Origin of the sequence: Pseudarthrobacter sp. N5 (assembly GCF_050157035.1) — a bacterium.
Lineage (GTDB): Bacteria > Actinomycetota > Actinomycetes > Actinomycetales > Micrococcaceae > Arthrobacter.
Genome location: NZ_CP189593.1, coordinates 299,625 through 321,552, shown reverse-complemented (window position 1 = coordinate 321,552; position 21,928 = coordinate 299,625). Strand labels below are relative to the sequence as shown.

The following is a 21,928-nucleotide window of genomic DNA, read 5'->3' as shown; positions in this document are numbered from 1 at the left end:
GGTTTTTTCATGGCTGGGTTCCTTCGGAATCGGTGCCGCTGGCGGCTGGCTCAGTGAGTTCAAGGGGTTGGAGCGTTACGGGGTCCACGACGGTGAACCGGATGAGATGTCCGGGCGGCAGTTGCGCCGCCGTCGGAAGGTCAACGGGCACGACGACGGCAATCACCGGGTATCCGCCCGTCACCGGGTGATCGGCCAGGAAGAGGACAGGATGCCCGCTGGGCGGCACCTGCAGGGCACCGGCCACGGCGCCTTCACTGTCCAGTTCGCCGGCCCGGCTGCGTTCCAGGGCATGTCCCGCTGTGCTGTCCTTCCGGGATTCTGCCCGGGATACAGCAGGTGTCAGGCGCACGCCGATCCTGTTCGACTGTTCCGTCACGAGCCACGGCTGCCCGCTGAGCGAGCGGAACGCTTCGGGGCCGAACCAGTCCTCGCGGGGTCCCAGGGTTACACGGAGTTCCGTTTCGCCGGTGCTTGAACTCAGGGTGCCGAGCCGGAGGGTGGATTCCTCGGGTGCGCCCACCGGCCGGACACCGGGGACGGAGCCCACCGGAAGGAGCATTCCGCCCGCGAGCGGAGCCGGACCGATGCCGGACATTGAGTCGCTCGAGCGGCTTCCGAGCACCGCGGGAACGTCCACGCCACCGCGGACGCCGACGTAGCTGCGCAGGCCGGCGGACGTGTCACCGAGGGTGAGGACTTCGCCGTCGAGCAGCGCGAACGGAGTGCACATGGCCGCATGCCGAAGGGCGCCGGTTGCGCTGCGGATCTCCAGGGGTACCGGTGCGCCAGCCACGGCAAGGACCTGATCGCCCGCGGCCCGTACCGAAAGCCCGCCCAGGAGGTTTTCCACCACGGCATCGCCGGGAGGGTTGCCCAGGAGCCGGTTGGCTTGCCGGGCAGACTGCTGATCGGCAGCACCGGCGGCAGAAACGCCAAGATCCCCGAAACCCGGGCGGCCAAGATCCTGCACCAAGGACTGGAGCCCGGCCGCCTCCACAAGCAGTCCGGCTGGTTCTGCGCTGGCGCCTTCGGTCACGGCGATGGTTTCAGCGCTCCCACCGCTCCCGCCGCTCCTGTCGGGCCGCGTCGCGGCTTCGCGCACTGCCACATAGTGCACGCGGTCTCCGGGGCGGATGAGCGCGGGCGATTCGCGGCCAAGGTCCCACAGGACCGCCGTCGTATGCCCGATCAGCTGCCATCCGCCTGGCGACTGGCGGGGGTAGACGGCGGAGAATTCTCCGCCGAGTGCAACGGATCCGGCCGGAACCGCGGTACGCGGAGAGCTGCGGCGCGGAACATTCAGGCTGGGGTTTTCACCCACCAGATAGCTGAAGCCGGGGGCAAAACCGCCGAAAGCGGCTGTCCACAGCTGGCCGGTGTGCGCGGCCACCACGCCGTCCGCGCCGAGCCCGGTGAGCCGCCCCACCTCGGCGAGGTCCTCGCCGTCGTACACCACCTCAATGGTGACCTCGCGGCCGCCGTTGTGCTGAACAACATGCAGATCCAAGGCCCCGACGGCGGTGCGGGCCGCGAGTGCGTGCGGGTGCGTTGCGAACTTGAGCAGCACGGTGGCCGCGGCCGCCACGGCGTCCAGCTGGCCGGGGAACGGCCGCGTGAGCAGACGGTGGTGCAGCGCCAGCACGGACGGGAGATCGGTGAGTTCCACCAGCAATGCCCGCGGGCCGGCCCACCGGACGCCCGTGACGCTCACGCAAAACTCCGGACGGTAACGCCGGCGGATTCGAGGCCCGCACGGACGGCGGCAGCCATGGCCACGGCGCCCGCGGTGTCACCGTGGACGCAGATGCTCTCTGCCTGGATGTCCAGCACAGAACCGTCGCGGGCCACAATCTTGCCTTCCGTGGCCAGCCGCACCATGTTCTCGGTGATGGTGCCGTGATCGTGCAGCACGGCGCCCACTTCGCGGCGGGACACCAGGGTGCCGTCCGGGTTGTAGGCGCGGTCCGCGAAGGCCTCGCAGACGGTGCGGAGGCCGCGGGCTTCTGCTTTGGCGAGTGCCACCGAGCCCGGCAGGAGGAGCAGCGGCAGGCCCGGGCCGAAGGCATGCACGGCGTCGGCCACGGCTTGGGCGTGGACCTCGTGGTGGACGATCGTGTTGTAGAGAGCACCGTGTGGCTTGACGTATTTGATGTCGGTTCCGGCTGCCCGCGCCAGGGCCTGCAGGGCTCCGAGCTGGTACAGCACGTCGTCGGCCAGTTCCGTGGCTGAGCAGTCCAGGAAGCGGCGGCCGAATCCGGCCAGGTCCCGGTAGCCCACGTGGGCACCGACGGTGACACCGGCAGCAACGGCATCACGGCAGGTCTGCGCAATGGTGCTGGGATCGCCGGCGTGGAATCCGCAGGCAACATTGGCGCTGGAAACGTGCCGGAACACCGCGGCGTCGTCGCCCATGGTCCAGTTGCCGAACGATTCTCCGACGTCGCTGTTCAGGTCAATGATAGGCATTGTGATCCCCGTCTCAGTGTTGATATGCAACCATCATGCCTGAAACTTTCAGATTGTTCAACAATCCTGGGTCACAATCGCTTCCTGTGATCCAGTCAGTCCTGGTGCAGCTGGACAAAATTTCCGCAGGTATCGTCAAACACCGCCGTGATACCTGAGGGGGCCTCGGCTGGCTCGCCCTGAAATGTCACGCCGGCAGCGGTCAGCCGCTCAAACTCCGCCCGCACATCCGGTACGCCGAAGACGATGGCCGGGATCCCGGCGCCGTGCAGTCCGTTCATGTAGTCCGCGCCGATCGGGTTGTCGCTGGGCTCCAGCAGGAGGCCCACGCCGCCGGGCTCAGCGCCCGGGTCCTTGACGATGAAAAGGTTGTACTCCGGCATGGCCATCAGCGTCTCGAAGCCAAGTGTCTCCGTGTAAAAGGCGTGGGCCGCGGCGCATTCCCGGACGTGGATGCTGCACATTTTAAGTCGCATGCCGCCAACGCTACGCGGAAGCCGCTTGCCTGGAAAGCGCCCTCTTCAGCAAATCCGCTGCACCCATTGACCGGAGGGCACGAAGGGGCTGCAATGGAAAGAGCACCCCGATTTATCCGGGGCCGGGCCACTCGCTTGGAGGTGGTGTGATGCCCGCCGTTGCAGAATCCGCTCCGCTGGTGTCGTGGCAGTTTCTCCTGTGGGGCGCCGTGCTGGTGCTCACGGTCGCCACCACTGTTTTTGCAGTGCGGATTCACGCGGGACGGGGCGATGCGGTGAGTCCCGATCCTGCCTTCTGGGACATTTTCGGCGGCGTCGCGGTGGCGTTTCCTGCACTCCTTATCCCCAGCCTCGCCTCACCTGTTGCCGGGCTGGCGCTGACGGCTGCCGCCGGCGCCACCGGTATTGCAGCCTACCGGGGCAGTCCGCGGTTTATGGCCTGGCAGGACCTCCGACGGCGGCACCGGCTGGCGCTTCCGGCCAGCGCTGCAGCCTCTGTGCAGCACGATCAGCTGCTCGCCCGGTGGCAGCGCTACGAACTGGATCCGGCCCTGGGGATCGACTACCCGGACATGACGGACGTGCAAAGGCCAGAAACCGCAGCATTCATCAGGGCCATGCGTGAGGCCGCCACACTGCGGACTGCACCTGGGGCAGGAGGCTACCCGTCGGCTGTTACCCGGCTGGGGCACGCTCTCGCCGCGGCCGAGGCCGCCGCCGGAGTGACAGGCCCGGCACCACGGACATTAAGTGCTGTGTCCTTCGCGCTGGAACCGTCCCCCGGCGGCCACGTAGCATCCGATCATGGACCCTGAAGCCAGCTCATCACGGTAGCGCACGCCCCCGGCGAAAGAAGCAGCTCGTCCATTCCCGTGACGTTGGACCGTGATGCTGTGGTCACAGTGCTCGGTTCCAGCGAAAGCCCGATCGAACCGGCCCAGCTCCAGGACTGGTCAGACGAAACCAACGAATCACTTGCACTGCTTCTGGCTGACGCCTGGTACGTGAAGATACTTGATCCGGTCTGGGGCCGGAACCACCTCCTGCTTCCCGCGATCCTCGAGTCCCTCAACAAGACGAAGTGACCGAGGCCGGGGCCGGCTCCCGTCAGCCGGCGGAGACTCCGGCGGCCGCCGGCTCCGATTCGGCTGAAACTGCGGCTGAAGCCACCGCGGCTGCCGCGATGCTCGCAGCTGTCCGCTGGCCCATCCGCACGGCCCCGTCAACGTGCTGGTAACCCTCTGCGGCGAGATCGGACGATGACCAGTAGATCGGCCCCACGGGCGCGTGCTGGTCCTTGCCGTAACGGTGCAGGCCGCCCAGATCGTAGCTGGACGCGTAGGCACCACGGGTCCACTCTTCGGAACCCCAATCGGACTCGTAGTAGACCTCAGCATCCAGTGCCTTGTCCCCCAGGAAGCCCGCGATCGATTCCAGGACCGCGCTGCGGCGCTCCTCGGCACCCAGCTCGAAGACGGCGTCGGCCTTTTCGTCCGAAATGAATCCCACCAGCGTTCCACGTGAATCACCGTGGTTGGTGTTGTCGTAGACCTCCTGGACCAGCGAACCGGCGCCGAACCCGGTGCCGGACAGCCCGTCCTCGCGCCAGAACGGCGTGCTGTAGACAGCGTGCACTTTGATCACGAGCCCCAGCGACTGGTGCTGGTGCATCTGGTGCTGGCGGCGCGGCAGCGGCGGGCTAAAGGAAACGCGTGAGTACAGGTTCGGCGGCACTGCCATGATGACAAACCGCGCGTTCACGGTGGCGCGTTCCGAAACAGCGGTAACACGGTGGCCGCTGTTTCCGCCGGTGGCGGCCGCCTCCCAAGTGATGGTGCGCACCGGACTGTTAAGTACGACGTCGGCACCCAGTTCCGCTGCCTGCAGCAGGGACACCTGCTGCATCCCGCCGATAACCCGCTTGTCCAGGATGAAGTCCTCGTCGGTCAGGTGGCTGAAGGATCCGGCCGATGCCGCCATCAGTACTGCCTGCAGCGCAGAAAACGCGTGCGCGGGCTTGGTGAGCATACCGCCGGCGATGAAGAGGCCAATGTTGTTGCAGGCTTCTTCGTCAGCTGAATTCCGGCGGAGCCAGTGGTGGAAGGAGATGGTGTCCAGCTCACGGGCCTTGGGGTGTGCCCAGGGTTCGGTGGGGCCGATTTCCGCGGCCAGGCTGTCGAGCAGGCCGATCAGCTTGTCCATTTCCGCGCCGGTGGTCTCGCTGACGGGGAAGGAATCCCCGGTGTAGCGGATCTTCTTCCCGTCCGCGCCCACGTACACGGACTCGCCCTCACGGTAGCGGGAGTAGGTCTGCAGGCCGAGCTCGTCCAGCAGACCCAGGAGTGCGGTCTGGTCCGGGGATACCCACTGTCCACCGATTTCCAGCATGGCGCCGTCAATGGTGTCGGTCCAGGTGCGGCCGCCCACGCGGTCGCGGGCCTCCAGCACGGCGACGCTCAGGCCCGCCTTCTTAAGCTCACGGGCGGCGGTGAGTCCGGAAGGCCCGGCGCCTACGATCACAACGTCACGGTCAAGATTCAGCATGATGTCCTCTCTGTGCCGCAAAGAGTGATGCGGATCACTAAATGAATGCCATTCATTTATGAAATACTATAGCGGGTTCAGCCGGGCTGCGGAAGAGCCTGATGGAATAATGCATCGGGACACCGTCCGCAGAAAGGGCAGCAATGCCGGCAACTACAGCCGCTTCAGGAAGTACCACCGGGCGGGGCGACGCACCGCAGAAGGTCACGGACCGCCGTCGCGCAGGAAGGCCGGCCGCAGCCATCCTGGACAAGGCGGGTATCACGGCGGCCGCCCTGAAGCTCATCGGGAAAACGGGCTACGACGGCCTCACCATGGCGGCACTTGCCCGCTCACTGAACGTGGCGCCGTCGGCCCTGTATAACCACGTTGAGTCCAAACGGGACGTGCTCCTGCTGGTGGAGGACCATCTCACTGCCCTGGTGGACGTGTCCGCGTTCGGCACGGAGCCGTGGGAGGATGCCGTGCGGAAATGGGCGTGGAGCTACCGTGACGTCTTCGCGGAACACACACCGCTGATCCCCGTCATCGCGGTCCTGCCGGTGACCGATGCGCCGCAGACCCTCGCGATGTATGAGACGGTCAGCGCCGGGTTCCGGGCGGCCGGTTTCCCGCCAGAGAGGATCATTTCCGCAATTGTGGCGCTGGAATCCTTCATCTTCGGCTCGGCCTACGATGTCACGGCGCCGGCAGACATCTTTGATTCCGGCACCATGGCCGACTCGACGCCGGACTTCACTACCGCCGTGCAGAGCCTGGCCGCTCAGGGACACCGGAAACCGGCCGACGTCGCGTTCAGCCTGGGCCTGGAAGCACTGGTCACGGGGCTGGGCGCGCTGCGGAGGTAATTGGACGCGCTCGTACCGGGAGTCGGTACAGACGTACAACACCTACAGCGGCTTCCTCAACGCGTCTCTGGCGGAGGTCAGGACGCGCGCAACGGTGCTCCTGGACGACGTCATTGGCGGCATTGAAACCAAGGTGGGGCTACCCGATTCAGCCGAGGATCTCCGCCGCGCAGCAGGCGTCCGCGATCACATCGGCCGGGACGTAGCCATGACCCGGAACCTGACCACGGACCTTGCCGCCGATCTCCGCGCGGATCGTGGACGCTGCGCTCCGCCCTGGCCCGGCTGCAGGCCGAGGGGCTGGTGGAGGCCGAGGCCGCAGCCCTAGCCGCGACGAACCATTCGGAGCGGCAGTTGAGCGCAATCTCCACGGCCCTCGCGGACTTCACCGCCAGCAGCGAGCACCCCACGTATGCCATGAAGGCTGACTACGAGTTCCACCGGGCCATCGCGGCGGCATCCGGAAACCCGTTCTACTCCGATTGCCTGGCATCCCTGGGCCAGACCATGATCGCTATGCCGCGTACCAGGCTAATCACCGGCGGTGAACATTACGCCCGCGAACACTTCGAACAGGTAGTGCAGGAACACGAGTCCATCTACGCCGCCATCGCCGAAGGTGACGTGCCCTCGTCGTCGGCTGCCATGCGCAGCCACCTGGCAAACTCACGACGCCGGCTCAAGGCTTCGGCGCGCCCGGCCCCGTCCGCGCTCCCATAGCCGGACGGCGTCGCGAGTGCGGGCCGCTGCGGGCGTATCGTCACGCCTGCTTCGGGACGCACCCCAATTTCGGGAGCCCGAGCGTTAAAGAAAAGAACCCCGGTCCGAAGACCGGGATTCTTTTCTGTATTTGCGTGCGCGAGGGGGGATTTGAACCCCCACGCCCTTTCGGACACTGGCACCTGAAGCCAGCGCGTCTGCCGTTCCGCCACTCGCGCGCAACTTCTTCCACCCGCCGCCCAGCCTGATTTCCAAGCCTGCAGCCACGTGAAAGCAGCGAGATCAAGCATAACGGACAATCGCGACAAAACACCAATCGGCGGTCCGGAGCCACCCATCGCACGGTTCCGCAACCGCTGGCCAAAGGCCGGAGAACCTCCGGAAACACTCCATCAACAACGCCCTGACCCTGACCGGAGTGAACCTTTCCGGCGGTCCGCGCGTTGTGGATTAAGGTCATTCACAAGCGTGCCCAGTAGTATCTGATGTAGAAGTGTCCGCCCCCGGCGGGCCTGCACTTGTGTTTGAACAGGGTTGCGGGTTGCGTTCCAGAATGTGTGCTGCCCCGCAGCCGTAAGGAAAGGAGAGGGACCATGGGATTGCTGGACAAAGTCGAGCGCGGCATCGAAAAGGCCGTCCGCGGCGTCTTCTCCACCGGCTCGCGCGCCCAAGTGGAACCCGTTGAGATCGCCAGCCGCCTGCGCCGGGAAGTGGATCACAAGGCCATCACCTTAGCCGCCGGACGGACCCTTGCCCCCAACATTTTTGACGTCCTACTCAGTGACGACGACTTCGAGCGCGCCCAGCAATGGGGCACCCCGCTTGCCGAGGAACTGTGCGATGTTGTCATCAATCACGTCCGCAGCCAGGGTTACACCCTGCAGGGCCCGGTCCGGATCTCCTTCCGCCGCGACGAATCCCACCGCCCCGGGAATTTCGAAATCACCTCAAAGACCGAAAAGGCCTCGGGATCCCCGGCTCCGGCACCCCGGGCCAACGTCCCGGCCGCGCCGAGCCGCCAGCCGGTGCGCCTCCAGCCTGTCCTGGACATCGATGGCCAGCGCTATTCACTGAACGCGCCCTCCATTGTCCTGGGCCGTTCATCTGAAGCGGACATCCTGGTGGACGACACCGGAGTGTCCCGCCGTCACCTCGAAATCCGGACCACCGATGGCGTGACCAGCGCTGTGGACATGGGTTCCACCAACGGAAGCTACGTCAACGGACACAAAGTGTCGGGCAGCGTGGAACTTACCGACGGCTCCACCATCACGATGGGACGGACAAAAATCATCTTCCGCCTTCTGCCCGCCAGCAATGGCGGCCGCCCATGAACGAAGTCAGCGAACTGACCATTACAGCCCTCCGCTTCGGCTTCCTGCTGCTGCTGTGGGTACTTATCTTCAGCATTGTGTCGGCCATGCGCCGGGATCTCATGGTGGGCCGCAAGGCGGCCGCCGGCACCCCCACGGCCCGGCAGGTCCGCAAAAACCCCGAGCTCGCTGAAGCACTCCCTCAGCCGGTGAAGCAACAGGCACACCAGCTGGTGGTCACCGAAGGCCCGCTCAAGGGCACCACCATCCCCCTGGCCGCCAGCCCCATTCTCCTGGGCCGGGCACAGGAAGCAACACTTGTCCTCGAAGACGACTACGCCTCCGGTCGGCACGCCAGGCTATTTCCGCAGGGCAGTCGCTGGTTCATTGAGGACCTAGGCTCCACGAACGGCACCTACCTGGCCGACCAGCAGCTCACCAGGGCGTTGCCCATGGAGCTTGGCGTACCCGTGAGAATCGGCAAGACGGTCATCGAATTGAGGCCATAGCCGTGGCCGCCCCGGACTCACCCGCAGACAAGGCTTCCTCCTTGGAGCGGCCGCTCATCATGCGCTACGCCGCGCGCTCCGACGTGGGGCGCGTGCGTGCCAAAAACGACGACTCCGCGTATGTGGGGCTGCATCTGGCCGTAGTTGCCGATGGGATGGGCGGACATGCCGGCGGCGACGTCGCGTCCGCAGCCACCGTTCTTGACATGATCCATCTGGACCAGGAAGGTTACCGGGACGGCGAAGCGGAAACCGTCCTCGCTGACGAAATCCAGACCGCGAACTCCCTGCTGTCCGAGCTGGTCCACATCAATCCGAAGCTCGCTGGAATGGGCACCACCGTAACCGCGCTGCTGCTGGCCGCGGGCAAGCTCCACTTCGCGCACATCGGGGACTCCCGCGCCTACCGGCTCCGCGACGGCGAGTTCGAACAGGTCAGCGTGGACCACACGTTCGTCCAGCGCCTGATCGACGAAGGCAGGCTGCGCCCGGAAGAAGCCGAAACGCACCCGCACAAGAACGTCCTGATGAGGGTGCTGGGTGATGTCGATGCCAGCCCCGAACTGGATCTGGATGCCCTGGAAGTACATGCTGGAGAGCGCTGGCTGCTGTGCTCGGATGGCCTGAATTATGTTGCCGGCCACGTGGTGGAACGGACCGTTCGCGAAACCAAGAACCTCCGCGAATGCGTCGAGAAGCTTGTTGACCTCACACTCGAAGCAGGGTCCCCGGACAACGTCACGGTGGTCATGGTGGAAATTGTGGAGGAAACCTCCGACGACGTCAGTACAGCCGCCGTCGATGTTGTCCCCGCTGCACTGATCGCCACGCCATCGGATGAAATGCCATCGGATACAACGGCAGCCGATGCGCTGGAGCCCGACTCCGGTGAAGGCAAAGCAACAGAGCCCGCTGTGCCGGGAGCACCGGTCACTCCGGACCCCGCGTCCCCCCAGTCAGGCCCCTCCGGCGGCACCGGTCCCTCCGCCGGCACCGGTCCCTCCGCCGAGTCAGTGCCCTCCGCCGAACCGGCCAGGGAACCTTCCACCTCCACTGATCCGCACCTCGGGGAACACCTCTCCGCCGAGGTGCTGCGCGAAGAGCTGTCCAGCCGCCCACACGAACTGGTGGGTGCTGCCGCTACCGCCGCCGAATCCGGCTCAATTCCTACCATCGCCGGCCGATCAGTGGCCCGCCGGGCAGCCACGGTACTGACTCACAAGGCCGAGCAGACACGGTACGAACCTGCGGATTCCATCCCGGAACCCAAGCCACGGCGCTGGGTCACCATATCAATCGCGGCAGCCGTACTGGTGGTCCTCGGCGTGGGACTGTGGCTGGGCTATGCCTGGACGCAGACCCGCTATTACATCGGCGAATTCGATTCCCGCGTCGCCATCTACAACGGTGTTTCCCAGCGCCTTGGACCCATTCAGCTCTCCACCCTTGAGGCCGTGACAGAAATCCGGATGGACGCACTTCCCGAGTTTTCCCAGCAGCGCGTGCGCCAGACTGTTCCGGCCCGCGATCTCTACGATGCCCAGCGGATCGTCAAGAACCTGGAGCGTACCGGCACCACCGCGCCGTCGGACGAATGCCTGACGCCCTCGCCCACCGCAGGGAGCACTTCCACGGCCACAGCGTCGCCGGCGCCCTCATCCAGTGCCCCGGTAAGTGCATCGCCTGGTGCATCCGGGATTGCGTTGGCCCCCGCAACACCATCGCCCACCCCTTCATCCGGTACCTGTGTGGAGGGCAAATGAGCCAGCTAGCGGCAACACCCAAGCCCCGCCGGAACATTGAACTGGTGCTGCTGATGCTGGCACTTTCAGTGGGGATCGGCGCCAACATGCTGGTGGGCGTGGACCAGCAAAAGGCGTTCGACGCCGATTTCTGGTTCCAGTCCAGCCTGCTGGCCGCAGCCGCGCTGGCCTTCCATGTGGTGCTCCGAATCCGCGCCAAATATGCCGATCCGGTAATACTTCCGCTCGTGGTGGCACTGAACGGCCTGGGCCTGGCCATGATCCATCGCCTCGACGCACCGGGCGATGACACAGGAAACAACCAGCTGCGCTGGACACTGATCGCCATGGCGGTGGCCATAGCCGTCATTTGGTTCCTCAAGGATCACCGGATACTGCGCCGTTTCACCTACATTTCCCTGGCAGTGAGCGCGCTGTTGCTGGTTCTTCCCCTGATCCCGGGCATTTCGGCCGGCGAAATCCTAGGCGCACGCGTCTGGATCCGGCTCGGCCCCATGACGTTCCAGCCTGGCGAGGTCGCAAAAATCACTCTGGCTATATTCTTTGCCGGTTATCTTTCCTCCAACCGCGATCTCATCCTGCTGGCCGGACGGAAATTCGGCCCCCTGCAGTTTCCTCGGTTCAAGGACATGGGCCCCATGATCACCGCCTGGCTGGTCAGTATTGGTGTGCTCGTCTTCCAGCGCGATCTCGGCTCCTCCGTACTGTTCTTCGGCCTGTTTATCGTGATGATCTATGTGGCCACCAGCCGCATCAGCTGGGTGGTCATCGGTATCGCACTGCTCCTGGGTGGCGGCTTTGTGGCCTCGAAGGTCTTCTCCCACGTTGGCCTGAGGATCGACGGCTGGCTCAACGCCTTTACCGATGACGTGTACGGACGGGAATTCGGCGGCAGCTTCCAGATCGTTGAGGGCCTCTTTGGCATGGCAAGCGGCGGACTGGTGGGCACGGGGCTCGGTCAGGGCCGTCCCAATCTGGTGCCTTTTGCCAACAGTGACATGATCATCGCGTCCTTCGGCGAGGAACTAGGACTAATTGGGATCTTCGCCATTGTCCTGATGTTCCTGTTGCTTTTCACCCGCGGCTTCCGCGCAGCACTGGGCACCAGGGATGCTTTTGGCAAGCTGCTGGCCTGCGGGCTGTCGTTCGCGATTGCCCTGCAGTGCTTCGTGGTGATCGGCGGCGTCACCCGCCTTATTCCGCTCACCGGGCTGACCACACCTTTCCTCGCAGCGGGTGGTTCATCTCTGCTAGCCAACTGGATCATCGTGGGCCTGCTGCTGATGATCTCCCACACTGCCCGCGGCCCTGTGGACACTACGCCCCTGCCAGCCGGTGAGAGTCCGGATGTTGAGAAAAGAGCGCCGGAAGCCCAACGTGCGGCACCGCCGGCGCTGTCAACACCGCCGCGCGGCTCCACCCAGCAAACCCGTCCCGATTCCCCTACCGAGGCGGTGAAGCAACTGTGAACCAGGCCATAAGGAATTCATGGATTGCTGCGATTGCCATGTTTGTGCTGATCTTTGGTGCCCTGAGCTATGTGCAGGTGGTGGGAGCAGACGATCTCAAGGACAACCCGTGGAACAAACGGGCCACTCTGCAGAACTACTGCAATGACCGCGGCGCCATCATTGTGGGCGGAATCCCCATTGCGCAGTCTGTGGAGGGTTCCAAAGCGTGCAAGTTCCAGCGCACCTACACCCAGCCTGAGCTGTATGCAGGTCTCACGGGATACTTCTCGCAGAGCTTCGGGCTGACCGGGATGGAAAAGGCCGTGGATAAACAGCTGGCCGGCAGCTCGGACCAGCTCTTCCTGGACAGGATCGGCCAGCTCTTCCTGGGAAACCAGCCCAAGGGCGCCTCCGTTGAACTCACCATCGATCCCAAAATCCAGAAGCTCGCCTACGATCTCATCCCGGATGGCCAGCGCGGCTCCATTGTGGTGACCAATCCCAAGACCGGCGCCATCCTGGCCATGGTGTCCAAGCCGTCCTACGATCCCAACCGCATCGCTACCCAGGACAGGGCCGCAGAAGCAGCCAACTACAGCGAGCTCATCAAGGTTCCCGGCATCAACCTGAACCCGATCGTCAGCGGGCCTACCGGTGCCCTGCTCGCGCCGGGTTCGGTGTTCAAGCTGGTGGACACCGCCGCGGCCCTCAGTTCCGGCAAGTACAACAAGGACAGTGTGCTGGAGAACCCTGCGGAGATGTCCTTCCCCGGCATCCAGTACAAGCTGCCCAACTATGCCGGCGGCAACTGCTACACCCAGAACACCGCCAGTTTCGCGTTTGCGCTGCAGCAGTCCTGCAACACGCCCTTTGCCACGATTGCACAGAATCTCGGGGAGAAAGCCATTGCTGACCAGGCGGCGAAATTCGGCTTCGGCCAGGATCTCGGCGACCAGCTTGAACTGGACTATGCACCGAGCATCTTCCCCAAGGACCTGGATGCAGCGGGCCTGGCGCAGTCGGCGATTGGCCAGCGCGATGTCCGCGCCACCCCGCTCCAGATTGCCTTGATGACGGCGGCGATTGCCAACGGCGGTGTGCAAATGAGTCCTAATCTGATCAAGGCCGTGCGCTCACCGGATCTGCGCGTGCTGAGCGAGCCGAAGCCCTCTCCTCTGCGCACCTCCACCACACCGGAAATCTCACGTCAGATCACGGAGTGGATGACCAGTGTGGTGAGCAAGGGGATCGCCGCGGGTGCCGCCGTTCCCGGCGTCCAGGTGGCCGGTAAGACCGGTACCGCGGAACTCGGCACCGGTGGCTTGAACAACTCATGGTTTACCGGTTTTGCCCCGGCGAATGACCCGCAAGTGGCCGTCACCATCGTCATGCAAGGCGTGGACATCACCACAGGCGCACAGCTAACCAGTCCGAACGCGAAGAAGATTTTTGAGGCGGTGTTGAATAAGTGAGGCCTACATCGGGAATCACCCTCGGCGGCAGGTTCCAGCTGACCACGCGGATTGCGATCGGCGGCATGGGCGAGGTCTGGAAGGCCAAGGACCTCATCCTTGGCCGGATCGTTGCCATCAAGGTGCTGAAGGAGGAGTACACAGGAGATCCGGGCTTCCTCCAGCGATTCCGTGCCGAGGCGCGCCACACTGCGCTGCTGAATCACGTCGGAATCGCCAACGTCTTTGACTACGGTGAGGAGGCGGGCTCGGCCTATCTGGTGATGGAGCTGGTCCCCGGCCAGCCCCTGAGCGGCATCATCGAACACGAGCAGGTCCTCTCACCGGACCGCACCCTGTCCATGATCGCCCAGACCGCACGCGCCCTGTCTGTGGCCCACACCCAGGGCCTGGTGCACCGCGACATCAAGCCCGGCAACCTGCTGATCACCCCGGATGGCCGCGTCAAGGTGACGGACTTCGGCATTGCCCGCCTCGCTGACCAGGTGCCGCTCACCCAGACCGGCCAGGTTATGGGGACCGCCCAGTATCTTGCCCCTGAACAGGCCACCGGTCAGAATGCCACGGGCGCTTCGGACATCTATGCCCTCGGCGTGATCGGCTATGAATGCCTCACCGGGCACCGGCCGTTTTCCGGAGAGTCGCAGATTGCCATTGCCCTGGCCCAGGTGAATGATGCTCCGCCGCCGCTGCCGGAGACGCTGCCAAAACCTGTCCGCGCACTGTTGATGTCCATGCTGGCCAAGGATCCCAAGAACCGCCCCGCCAACGCCATCAAGCTGTCCGAGGCAGCCGAGGCCATCCGCAACGGTGATATCCCCGCGGCGCACGCGGCAGTCCCAGGCATGCTGCTTTTTGAGGCCACCGCCGGACCGATCACGGCCCCTGTGGACATCCCCACGGCACCCACCGGTGTTATCGGCCAGGAAAAGGACAGCTCGACGACGGCAACCTCCGCCCTGCCCGTGCTCGGCGCCGCGGGGGCAGGGGCAGCGGTCGGGCTCGGAGCCGCTGCAGCCAATGCCGACGGCGCAAGGAGCACACTCTCGCGCGCCGACGCCCTGGCTGCCGAACGCAGCTGGGTGCAGGAGGAGGAACAGTATGACGAACCTGTCGATGAACCCGAGCGCCGCAGCCGGAGCCCCTGGACCTGGCCGCTGATTGCGCTGATCCTGCTGGTACTCTTCGCCCTGGTGGGCATCATCCTGACGCAGGCCGGGATTCTGTTCCCGACCCAAACCCCGGCCAGCTCCAGTGCCAAGGCAAGCAGCGCCGCTTCTACCAGTGCCAGCCCGTCGACGACGTCAACGGCCGCGAAGCCCACGTCCGCCAGCCCGACGCCGTCACCAACACAAACAACTCCCGAGGGCATCAACGTCATCCGCGATGCTTACCTTGGGCAGCAGTTCAGCAAGGTGAGCAGCCAGCTCGAAGCCCTCGGCCTGAAGGTGGATGGTGTGGAGGCGTTCAACGCCGATCCGCCAGGAACAGTCACCGGAATCAACCCGACCGGCCTGGTCCAGAAGGGCGACACCATCACGGTGACGTACTCGAAAGGACCTGAAATGGTTTCAGTTCCGGCGATCGCTGTCGGCAGCACTGAAAAGCAGACGCAGGATGCCATCATTGCGGCCGGACTGCGTTGGCAGAAGGGCGACGATGTGGCAGGAAGTGCTGGCCAGACCCCCGGAACATTCGTGAGCTCCGATCCGGCCGCCGCAATGAAGGTGGCCTCCGGCGCCGTCGTCACTTACCACCTCGCCAAGTTGCCCACCTGCAAAACGGCTGAGCTCCCCGGTACTCCCGCAACCTGCAAGCCCCTTACGCCATAGGAAATTCATTGGATAACTCACCCCGTACCCCATCGCACCGAGAGGACAGCATCCCGGTGAACACCCAGCGCGTCCTCAACGGGCGGTATGAACTGGGTGAGCTCATTGGCCGCGGCGGCATGGCAGATGTCCACAGCGGCGTGGATACCAGGCTGGGCCGGACCGTGGCGATCAAGCTGCTGCGCCCGGATCTTGCCAGGGATCCCCAGTTCCAGGCCAGATTCAAACGCGAGGCCCAGGCTGTTGCGGCCCTGAACCACCCGTCCATCGTGGCCATCTATGACACCGGCGACCACGCTGTCCCGGGTGACGCCCAGGACAGCGTGCGGGTTCCGTACATCGTGATGGAATTCGTGGCGGGCAAGACCCTCCGGGACCTCATCCGGGCCAAGGACGTCACCATTGACCAAGCCATCGATTTCTCGCTTGGGGTGTTGTCCGCGCTTGAGTACAGCCACAAGGCTGGAATCGTGCACCGTGACATCAAGCCCGCCAATGTGATGTTCTGTGGAACCTCCAACACCGTCAAGGTGATGGATTTCGGCATAGCCCGGGCCATAGCGGATTCCTCCGCCACCATGACCCAGACGCAGGCCGTGGTGGGGACGGCCCAGTACCTCTCCCCGGAGCAGGCCCGCGGCGAAACAGTTGATGCCCGCAGCGACCTGTATTCAGCAGCCTGCCTGCTCTACGAAATGCTGACCGCGCGGCCCCCGTTCATCGGTGACAGCCCCGTTTCCGTGGCTTATCAACATGTCCGCGAGATCCCGGAACCTGCCAGCAGCCTCAACCCTGAAGTCTCCGGGGCCCTGGACAGTGTCCTCGCCAAGGCCCTGCAGAAGAACCGTGCTGACCGGTTCCAGGATGCAGCCGCCTTCCGCCGGGCTTTGCGGGCAGCCCGGAACGGCATTCCCGTGCCCGGGCTTTCTGCTACCGAAGCTCCAACAGACCCCAATGATCACGTCCCGACGCCGGACCATACCCCGGCCACGGAGGCGTTTGCCCTGACGGGTGCCAAGTTCCTGGACGACGCCCCCGGCGGCCGGCTGCGGCCTGCGCTGAAGACGGCCGGTGACGATGCCGGCCGGCCGTCCGGAGCCACGGCCCAGCATGTGCCTTCCGACGCCGGTGTGTTGCCGCTTGGCCTCCCGCCGGAACGTGAGCGCACGGCGCGGCAGACGTCCCGTCGTCGGACGTGGGTTGCCACCCTGGTCGTCTTCACGTTGCTTGTGCTCGCCGGCGGCGGGCTGTGGGTCTACAACATGATGAACCGGCCACCTGCCGCGGTTGTCAAAATCGACGTTCCTTCGGTGTCTTCCCTCAGCGAATCCGAAGCACTCCAGAAGCTTTACAATGCCAAGCTGAGCCCACAGATCAAGAGAATCCAGCACGACACCGTGTCCAAGGGAATAGCCATCGGTACCGTACCCGCCGCCGGAACGGCACTGGAGCCGAACTCTGTGGTGGTTTTGAATATCTCCGAAGGGCCGATCGCGGTCAAGGTACCGGACAATCTTCCCGGCCGCACGGAAGCCGCGGCACGCGATGTGCTGCGGCAGAGCGGCCTGGTGGGGGCGCCGTCCACCACCATGGCCAATAGCGCCACGGTGCCCGCCGGCATTGTGATCACTACCAACCCTGCCCCTGGCCAGCTGGTGGCCGTGGGCAGCACCGTAGAGATCATTGTGTCTACTGGCAAGGTCTCAATGCCCGAGCTCAGGGGCCTTCCCCGGGCCGAGGCAGAAGCTGCGCTGAAGGCGCTGGGCTTGGTTGCCGATGTCAAGGAAGTTGAAAACTCGCAGGTTGAACCCGGCAAGGTGACGGACCAGAGCGATCCACTGAATTCAACCGTGGCACAGGGGAAGACCATTACCGTTACCGTCGCCAAGGCCCCCGCGCCCAGTCCCACGCCAACGCCGTCACCCACACCGTCGGAGACCAAAAAGGGCTAGGGGCAGCCTGATGGATCAGTGCTGGATTAGCGGGCTCAGTTTGCTCGCGCGCTCCGCGGCGCCGGCCATGCCAAGTGACTCGAGCCAGTTGCCCAGCATCTGGTAACCGCCCTCGGTCAGCACGGACTCGGGATGGAACTGCACACCGCACAGCGGCGCCGTCCGGTGCTGGAGCCCCATGATCACGCCGTTGGCTGTTTCAGCGGTGATTTCGAGAATTTCGGGGATGGTCCCGCGGACGGCGGCCAGGGAATGGTAACGGGTGGCAGTCACGGGGGAGGGCAGTCCCGCAAAAATGCCCGTGCCGCTGTGCTGTACCAGGGATGTTTTGCCGTGCATTAGTTCCGGGGCGTGGGTGACAATGCCGCCATAGGCCTCGGCGAGGGCCTGATGGCCCAGGCAGACGCCGAACATGGGCTTGCTGTTGCTGCCGCACCACCGGATCAGCTCGATGCAGACGCCGGCCTCCGCGGGTGTGCCCGGTCCCGGCGAGACAAGGACGCCGTCGCGCGTTTCGGCCATTTCAATCGCCTCGCCGAGCGTGACGTCGTCGTTGCGGACAACGGTGGTCTCGGCACCCAGTTCCTGGAGGTAGCCCACCAGTGTGTAGACGAAGCTGTCGTAGTTGTCGATGACCAGGATCTTAGTTGTGCTCATGGCTGAGGTGATGAACCAATCGTTGAGTCGGTGAACTGGGTGAACTGAGACATCCAGGGAAATAGGAACTGCACCATCAATACCAGTGCGCCGGCCATCAGCACCAGTGCGGTGAAAATGCGGAGCCACAGGGGCCCGGGGAGATGCCGGAAAATCCATCCGTACACGCTTAGCCCTCCCCGTGCATTTTGGCCACCTGGGCGGCAATTTCCGCCGGCGGTCCGGCAGAGGCCGGCTGCCAGTGATCCAATACGGAGTACGCGATGATCCGCTCCTGTGAACCGAACCGGGGGTTGCAGCTGGTCATGGTGAGGAAGCTTTCCGTGGGTGTGGCTCCGGGCTGCGCAGGCACCGGCAACAGCACATCGATTCTGGACGGCAGCACAATCTGATTGTTGCGGAACACGTACACGTAGTAGCCGTCACGGGTCTGGACGTAGACTCTGTCGCCCGGGACCAGTGTGTGGATGTTGTCCAGCACGGCCCCGTGCGTCTGCCGGTGACCCGCCACCGCGAAATTCCCCACCGCACCGGGCATGGACGTGGTGTCGTAGTGCCCCAAGCCCAGAGTATCCAGGACGTCAGTTGTGGTGCCCTGAACGATGGGCCGGGTGTAGCTCTCGCCGAATCGTGGGATGTACATGATGCCGATCGTGCCGCCGTGACCCGGTGCAGTGGAGACTACGGCCGGTCCGTAATCCACGGTCGGGGGTGGCGGCGCCGCGTCATCCGTAGGGCTCAGAGTGGCAGGGTTCTGCGGGGTCAGGGGCCCGGTGAAGTCCTGGGCGAAGTTGTTGATGACATCGCTTTGCCTGGCGTCCGATTCCAGGTTGGTCCACCAGAGTTCCCAGGCTACGAAGAGCAGGAGTATAAGGCCGGCAGTGATGAGCAGCTCGCCCAGGATCTGGATGGCCCTGCGCAAGACGCCGACGCCCGGCGCCGGTACGGCAGCGGACGTCTCCCTCTCCTGCAGCACCACGCGTTCTCCTCCAAGGCAGTCGCGGCGGGCGAAGGTGTGTTCTGAACTACAGCTAGAATTGGCTGCTAGTAAGAATTCAGACTTGACCAAGAGCGCGCGGACCGCTGGAATTTTCCTTCTTGCAGGATACCAAGCCGGCGCCCCACTCTTGATTCAGCCCGCCAAGGAGGACACGTGCCCGAGTCAAAGCCACGAAAGAAGACTGCCCGCGCGGCCCAGCCGACTTCGGCCACGCAGGCCCACAAGCCCAATCCCGTGTGGTTCAAGCCCGTCATGTTCGGGCTGATGATCCTGGGCCTGCTGTGGATCATCACGTTCTATATCAGCGAGGGCCAGCTGCCGGTCCGTGACTGGGCATCCTGGAACATCGTTGCCGGGTTCGGAATCGCCATTCTCGGCTTCCTGATGACGACCCGCTGGCGTTCCTGAACACCTCTTCTGGACACCCTTTCTTCTGAAGTGTCAGGACACGCCGGCCCTCAGCTTCTGCAGGAATCCCTCAGCCGCTGACTGATGGTGCTGCCCATGTCCCAGCAGTCCTGATGCGTGGACCGGCAGCCCGGTGTAGATTCCCCTTGAGTGAACTGCACTAAGGCTTGCGCCGATCAGAAACGGATACCAATGACCCCGCGCAACAATGGAACTGCCACCGGAAACGGCACTCTCATGGGCGGCAGCGTCACGGGTGACGACGGACTGGCCAGGCCGCCCTGGGCAGCCGTGGATCCGCTGATGCGCGAGTACTACGACACCGAATGGGGCGTGCCGGTCCGCGACGAGCAGGGCCTCTATGAACGGATCAGTCTTGAGGCCTTCCAGTCCGGGCTGTCCTGGGCCACCATCCTGCGCAAGCGCCCCGCCTTCCGCGCCGCTTTCGCCGATTTCCACCCTGATATGGTGGCCGCGTTCACCGAAGCCGACGTGGACCGGCTTCTGCAGGACACTGGCATAGTCCGCAACAGGCTCAAGATCCGTGCTGCCATCACCAATGCACAGTCCACGATCGCGCTCCGGGAGGACGGAGGACTGGTTGACTTCGTCTGGGGTTTCCAGCCAGCTGCAACCCCGCAACCGCTGACGTTCGCGGATGTCCCCACCCAGTCACCCGAGTCGATCGCCCTGGCCAAGGCACTCCGGAGTCGGGGTTTCGCCTTCGTAGGACCCACCACGATGTTTGCACTGATGGAAGCCATCGGCATGATCGATACCCATCTGGTGGACAGCCACCGGCGCGGCTCGTCCGGCGTATGGCCGCGGGCATAGCGGTTCGCAGGCTTGGCGGCCTGATTCACACTGTGGAAAACGGCGGACTACGTCCGGCAAAAAACCAGTACCGGCCCTGAACTGGCAGCCAGCATCATTGAATTACATGGCTGTAACTTATTAACATTGTGGATTTCCTGTGGATAACCCCACGCGTCCGGAGTTGGGCCAGCCGTCGTGGGCCGCCCGTGGAAGTCCACTCGCCCACGGACCCACAGACCGGAGTTATCCACTTAGTAACAATGGTCTACCCACAACTTATCCACAGCTGGGGATAACAGGACCGGACCTCCGGCCGCACCCTGCTCCAGCGTCCGCATTCCAGCAGTTTTTGGTTACGTGAACGACCGGCCGCGAGATATTAACACTGTGAATAACCCTGTTGAAATCCGGAACCCAGAAGATTCCGGGTTCCAGACGGACGGCCGGCCTGCGCCCCGCAGAAGCGCTGTCAATGGCCCGCCGCGCGGCCGTAGGAGCCCAACCCCGTGGCCGGCAGCCTCTGAGGACGTACGTCGCCCCAAGAATGGCGCTGGGTTGTCCACTTAACCACAGCCGTCTGTTTCGCGGTTTTCCACAATTGTGGAAAGTCGAGGCGAGCATAATCTCAATTCGCCAGCTGGAGCGGTCAATGCGGGGATGCACAGATGAACTACACCTTTGTAAGTTACCAACAGTGTGGATAACCCCTGTGGAAAACTCCAGAACGCAGCAGCCCCCGCGTCCGGAACGGGCGCGGGGGCTGCTGGCAACAAAACTGGAGAGACTGGGACGCTTGAGGCGGCCGGCGGTTTCAGCCGGTGATTACACGGAACCAGGCAACGGCGATCAGGAGTCCCAGCACCAGGACCAGGCCACCGGCCTGCACGAGGCCCTGGCGCGGCCCACGGGGTGCATAGGCGATGACGGCGGCGCACAGGCCGCCCGTGATCAGTCCACCGAGGTGTGCCTGCCAGGCGATCTGCGGGATCACAAAACCGATGACGCCATTGATGGCTATCAGCACCCACAGTTGCCTGGTTTCACCGCCGCGGTGCCGCTGGACCACCAGCATGGCGCCGAAAAGGCCAAAGATGGCACCAGAGGCACCCACGACGCCGGTCAGCGGTTGCCCCGGAATGTAGCTGGGCGTCAGGAGCAGGAATCCAACTGAACCGCCGATGGCGGAGAGCAGATAGACGGCAATAAACCGGATGCGTCCGAGTAGCGGCTCAAGCGCCTGACCGAAAATCCACAGCGTGTACATATTCAGCACAATGTGCAGGATGAAACCCTGGGAGTGCAGGAAAGCCGCGGTGAGCATGCGCCAGGGCTCAAAGACCCCGAATTCCGTGCCGGAATACACGGTCGCGTAGGCAAAGTTTTCATACACGGCGTCGCCGGGAACAATCCACTGGAGTACAAAAACCAGCGCGCACAGGGCGATGATCCCGAACGTCGCAAGCGGCCTACCCGCAGCGACGGCCCCGCCGTAGACGGTCCGGACTGCCGGCGTCGTACGTCTTGTTTCGTTGACACAGTCAACGCACTGGAATCCGACGGCGGCCGGCCGCTGGCACTCCGGGCATGTAGGGCGCCCGCAGCGCTGGCAGCGCACATAGGAGGGCCGGTCCGGGTGCCGTGGGCACACCGGGATCTGCGCGGACGGCTCTGCCGCCGGAATTCCGTAGCTCATGCGTT

20 protein-coding genes, 1 tRNA gene and 1 pseudogene are annotated in these 21,928 nt (G+C 64.3%); 14 read left to right on the top strand and 8 right to left on the bottom strand.

Going from position 1 to position 21,928, the window contains the following annotated elements; genetic code table 11:
• Positions 1-7: 7 nt before the first annotated feature.
• The 3 genes from ACQCST_RS01590 to ACQCST_RS01580 all read right to left on the bottom strand — a co-directional run bounded on the left by ACQCST_RS01590 (position 8) and on the right by ACQCST_RS01580 (position 2,945).
• Entirely contained in the window at positions 8-1,714 is a 1,707-nt protein-coding gene (locus ACQCST_RS01590; RefSeq protein WP_426997626.1) for a carboxyltransferase domain-containing protein, read from the bottom strand.
• A complete protein-coding gene (locus ACQCST_RS01585; RefSeq protein WP_426997625.1) occupies positions 1,711-2,469 on the bottom strand; it encodes a LamB/YcsF family protein in 759 nt (252 codons plus the stop codon). The genes ACQCST_RS01590 and ACQCST_RS01585 overlap by 4 nt, the downstream gene beginning before the upstream one ends.
• 95 nt (positions 2,470-2,564) lie before the next feature.
• Positions 2,565-2,945 (bottom strand): VOC family protein, encoded by a 381-nt coding sequence (locus ACQCST_RS01580; RefSeq protein WP_426997624.1) that lies wholly within the window; start codon positions 2,943-2,945, stop codon positions 2,565-2,567.
• 149 nt (positions 2,946-3,094) lie between these two features.
• Here ACQCST_RS01580 and ACQCST_RS01575 point away from each other — a divergent pair, with 149 nt between their 5' ends.
• The gene (locus ACQCST_RS01575; RefSeq protein WP_426997623.1) at positions 3,095-3,760 is read left to right on the top strand and encodes a hypothetical protein; all 666 of its coding nucleotides are present in this window, start codon (positions 3,095-3,097) and stop codon (positions 3,758-3,760) included.
• Positions 3,761-3,769: 9 nt separating this feature from the next.
• Complete coding sequence (locus ACQCST_RS01570) at positions 3,770-4,030, top strand: DUF6919 domain-containing protein (RefSeq protein WP_426999045.1); 261 nt, start codon at positions 3,770-3,772, stop codon at positions 4,028-4,030.
• A 22-nt stretch (positions 4,031-4,052) separates the two neighbouring features.
• On the opposite strand, the gene ACQCST_RS01565 is transcribed toward ACQCST_RS01570, so the two are convergent.
• Positions 4,053-5,489 carry a flavin monoamine oxidase family protein gene (locus ACQCST_RS01565; protein WP_426997622.1) on the bottom strand — a complete coding sequence of 479 codons (1,437 nt, stop codon included), beginning with the start codon at positions 5,487-5,489 and terminating at the stop codon, positions 4,053-4,055.
• A 143-nt stretch (positions 5,490-5,632) separates the two neighbouring features.
• Here ACQCST_RS01565 and ACQCST_RS01560 point away from each other — a divergent pair, with 143 nt between their 5' ends.
• From ACQCST_RS01560 to ACQCST_RS01550, 3 genes and pseudogenes are all read left to right on the top strand, one after another.
• A complete protein-coding gene (locus ACQCST_RS01560) occupies positions 5,633-6,337 on the top strand; it encodes a TetR/AcrR family transcriptional regulator (RefSeq protein ID WP_426997621.1) in 705 nt (234 codons plus the stop codon).
• 94 nt (positions 6,338-6,431) lie between these two features.
• On the top strand, positions 6,432-6,665 hold the full coding sequence (locus tag ACQCST_RS01555) for a hypothetical protein (protein WP_426997620.1): 234 nt from the start codon (positions 6,432-6,434) through the stop codon (positions 6,663-6,665).
• Positions 6,641-7,057: pseudogene (locus ACQCST_RS01550) on the top strand (FadR/GntR family transcriptional regulator); the annotation flags it as partial. The gene ACQCST_RS01555 and the pseudogene ACQCST_RS01550, both read left to right, overlap by 25 nt.
• A 135-nt stretch (positions 7,058-7,192) precedes the next feature.
• Here the strand turns inward: ACQCST_RS01550 and ACQCST_RS01545 are convergent.
• Positions 7,193-7,275: transfer RNA gene (locus tag ACQCST_RS01545), tRNA-Leu, on the bottom strand.
• Positions 7,276-7,650: 375 nt separating this feature from the next.
• On the opposite strand from ACQCST_RS01545, the gene ACQCST_RS01540 reads away from it, so the two are divergent.
• The 7 genes from ACQCST_RS01540 to pknB are packed head-to-tail and all read left to right on the top strand — an operon-like array spanning position 7,651 to position 17,349.
• Entirely contained in the window at positions 7,651-8,391 is a 741-nt protein-coding gene (locus ACQCST_RS01540; RefSeq protein ID WP_426997619.1) for an FhaA domain-containing protein, read from the top strand.
• Positions 8,388-8,879, top strand: a complete 492-nt coding sequence (locus ACQCST_RS01535) for an FHA domain-containing protein FhaB/FipA (protein WP_426997618.1) — start codon at positions 8,388-8,390, stop codon at positions 8,877-8,879. The genes ACQCST_RS01540 and ACQCST_RS01535 overlap by 4 nt, the downstream gene beginning before the upstream one ends.
• 2 nt (positions 8,880-8,881) lie before the next feature.
• Positions 8,882-10,642, top strand: coding sequence for a protein phosphatase 2C domain-containing protein (locus ACQCST_RS01530; RefSeq protein WP_426997617.1), 1,761 nt, complete (start codon positions 8,882-8,884; stop codon positions 10,640-10,642).
• Positions 10,639-12,111, top strand: coding sequence for an FtsW/RodA/SpoVE family cell cycle protein (locus ACQCST_RS01525; protein WP_426997616.1), 1,473 nt, complete (start codon positions 10,639-10,641; stop codon positions 12,109-12,111). Before ACQCST_RS01530 ends, ACQCST_RS01525 begins: the two co-directional genes overlap by 4 nt.
• Complete coding sequence (locus tag ACQCST_RS01520; RefSeq protein ID WP_426997615.1) at positions 12,108-13,565, top strand: peptidoglycan D,D-transpeptidase FtsI family protein; 1,458 nt, start codon at positions 12,108-12,110, stop codon at positions 13,563-13,565. The genes ACQCST_RS01525 and ACQCST_RS01520 overlap by 4 nt, the downstream gene beginning before the upstream one ends.
• Positions 13,562-15,397, top strand: coding sequence for a protein kinase domain-containing protein (locus tag ACQCST_RS01515; RefSeq protein WP_426997614.1), 1,836 nt, complete (start codon positions 13,562-13,564; stop codon positions 15,395-15,397). Before ACQCST_RS01520 ends, ACQCST_RS01515 begins: the two co-directional genes overlap by 4 nt.
• An 8-nt stretch (positions 15,398-15,405) precedes the next feature.
• Complete coding sequence (gene pknB, locus ACQCST_RS01510; protein WP_426997613.1) at positions 15,406-17,349, top strand: Stk1 family PASTA domain-containing Ser/Thr kinase; 1,944 nt, start codon at positions 15,406-15,408, stop codon at positions 17,347-17,349.
• 15 nt (positions 17,350-17,364) lie between these two features.
• Here the strand turns inward: pknB and ACQCST_RS01505 are convergent, their stop codons facing one another.
• Both ACQCST_RS01505 and ACQCST_RS01500 read right to left on the bottom strand, forming a co-directional pair.
• Positions 17,365-18,006, bottom strand: coding sequence for an anthranilate synthase component II (locus ACQCST_RS01505; protein ID WP_426997612.1), 642 nt, complete (start codon positions 18,004-18,006; stop codon positions 17,365-17,367).
• A gap of 169 nt (positions 18,007-18,175) precedes the next feature.
• Entirely contained in the window at positions 18,176-18,985 is an 810-nt protein-coding gene (locus tag ACQCST_RS01500) for a class E sortase (protein ID WP_426997611.1), read from the bottom strand.
• Positions 18,986-19,159: 174 nt separating this feature from the next.
• Between ACQCST_RS01500 and ACQCST_RS01495 the strand changes: the two genes are divergently transcribed.
• Together ACQCST_RS01495 and ACQCST_RS01490 are read left to right on the top strand one after the other, a co-directional pair.
• Positions 19,160-19,414, top strand: coding sequence for a cell division protein CrgA (locus ACQCST_RS01495; protein ID WP_426997610.1), 255 nt, complete (start codon positions 19,160-19,162; stop codon positions 19,412-19,414).
• 192 nt (positions 19,415-19,606) lie between these two features.
• Positions 19,607-20,248, top strand: a complete 642-nt coding sequence (locus ACQCST_RS01490) for a DNA-3-methyladenine glycosylase I (protein WP_426997609.1) — start codon at positions 19,607-19,609, stop codon at positions 20,246-20,248.
• Positions 20,249-21,041: 793 nt separating this feature from the next.
• Here the strand turns inward: ACQCST_RS01490 and ACQCST_RS01485 are convergent.
• Positions 21,042-21,923, bottom strand: coding sequence for a rhomboid family intramembrane serine protease (locus tag ACQCST_RS01485; protein ID WP_426997608.1), 882 nt, complete (start codon positions 21,921-21,923; stop codon positions 21,042-21,044).
• Between the last annotated feature and the right edge of the window lie 5 nt (positions 21,924-21,928).

Coding starts and splice junctions, on each gene's coding strand:
- ACQCST_RS01585 (WP_426997625.1), bottom strand. CDS start 2,469: ATGCCTATCATTGACCTGAACAGCGACGTCGGAGAATCGTTCGGCAAC.
- ACQCST_RS01580 (WP_426997624.1), bottom strand. CDS start 2,945: ATGCGACTTAAAATGTGCAGCATCCACGTCCGGGAATGCGCCGCGGCC.
- ACQCST_RS01575 (WP_426997623.1), top strand. CDS start 3,095: ATGCCCGCCGTTGCAGAATCCGCTCCGCTGGTGTCGTGGCAGTTTCTC.
- ACQCST_RS01565 (WP_426997622.1), bottom strand. CDS start 5,489: ATGCTGAATCTTGACCGTGACGTTGTGATCGTAGGCGCCGGGCCTTCC.
- ACQCST_RS01560 (WP_426997621.1), top strand. CDS start 5,633: ATGCCGGCAACTACAGCCGCTTCAGGAAGTACCACCGGGCGGGGCGAC.
- ACQCST_RS01540 (WP_426997619.1), top strand. CDS start 7,651: ATGGGATTGCTGGACAAAGTCGAGCGCGGCATCGAAAAGGCCGTCCGC.
- ACQCST_RS01535 (WP_426997618.1), top strand. CDS start 8,388: ATGAACGAAGTCAGCGAACTGACCATTACAGCCCTCCGCTTCGGCTTC.
- ACQCST_RS01525 (WP_426997616.1), top strand. CDS start 10,639: ATGAGCCAGCTAGCGGCAACACCCAAGCCCCGCCGGAACATTGAACTG.
- ACQCST_RS01505 (WP_426997612.1), bottom strand. CDS start 18,006: ATGAGCACAACTAAGATCCTGGTCATCGACAACTACGACAGCTTCGTC.
- ACQCST_RS01490 (WP_426997609.1), top strand. CDS start 19,607: ATGACCCCGCGCAACAATGGAACTGCCACCGGAAACGGCACTCTCATG.
- ACQCST_RS01485 (WP_426997608.1), bottom strand. CDS start 21,923: ATGAGCTACGGAATTCCGGCGGCAGAGCCGTCCGCGCAGATCCCGGTG.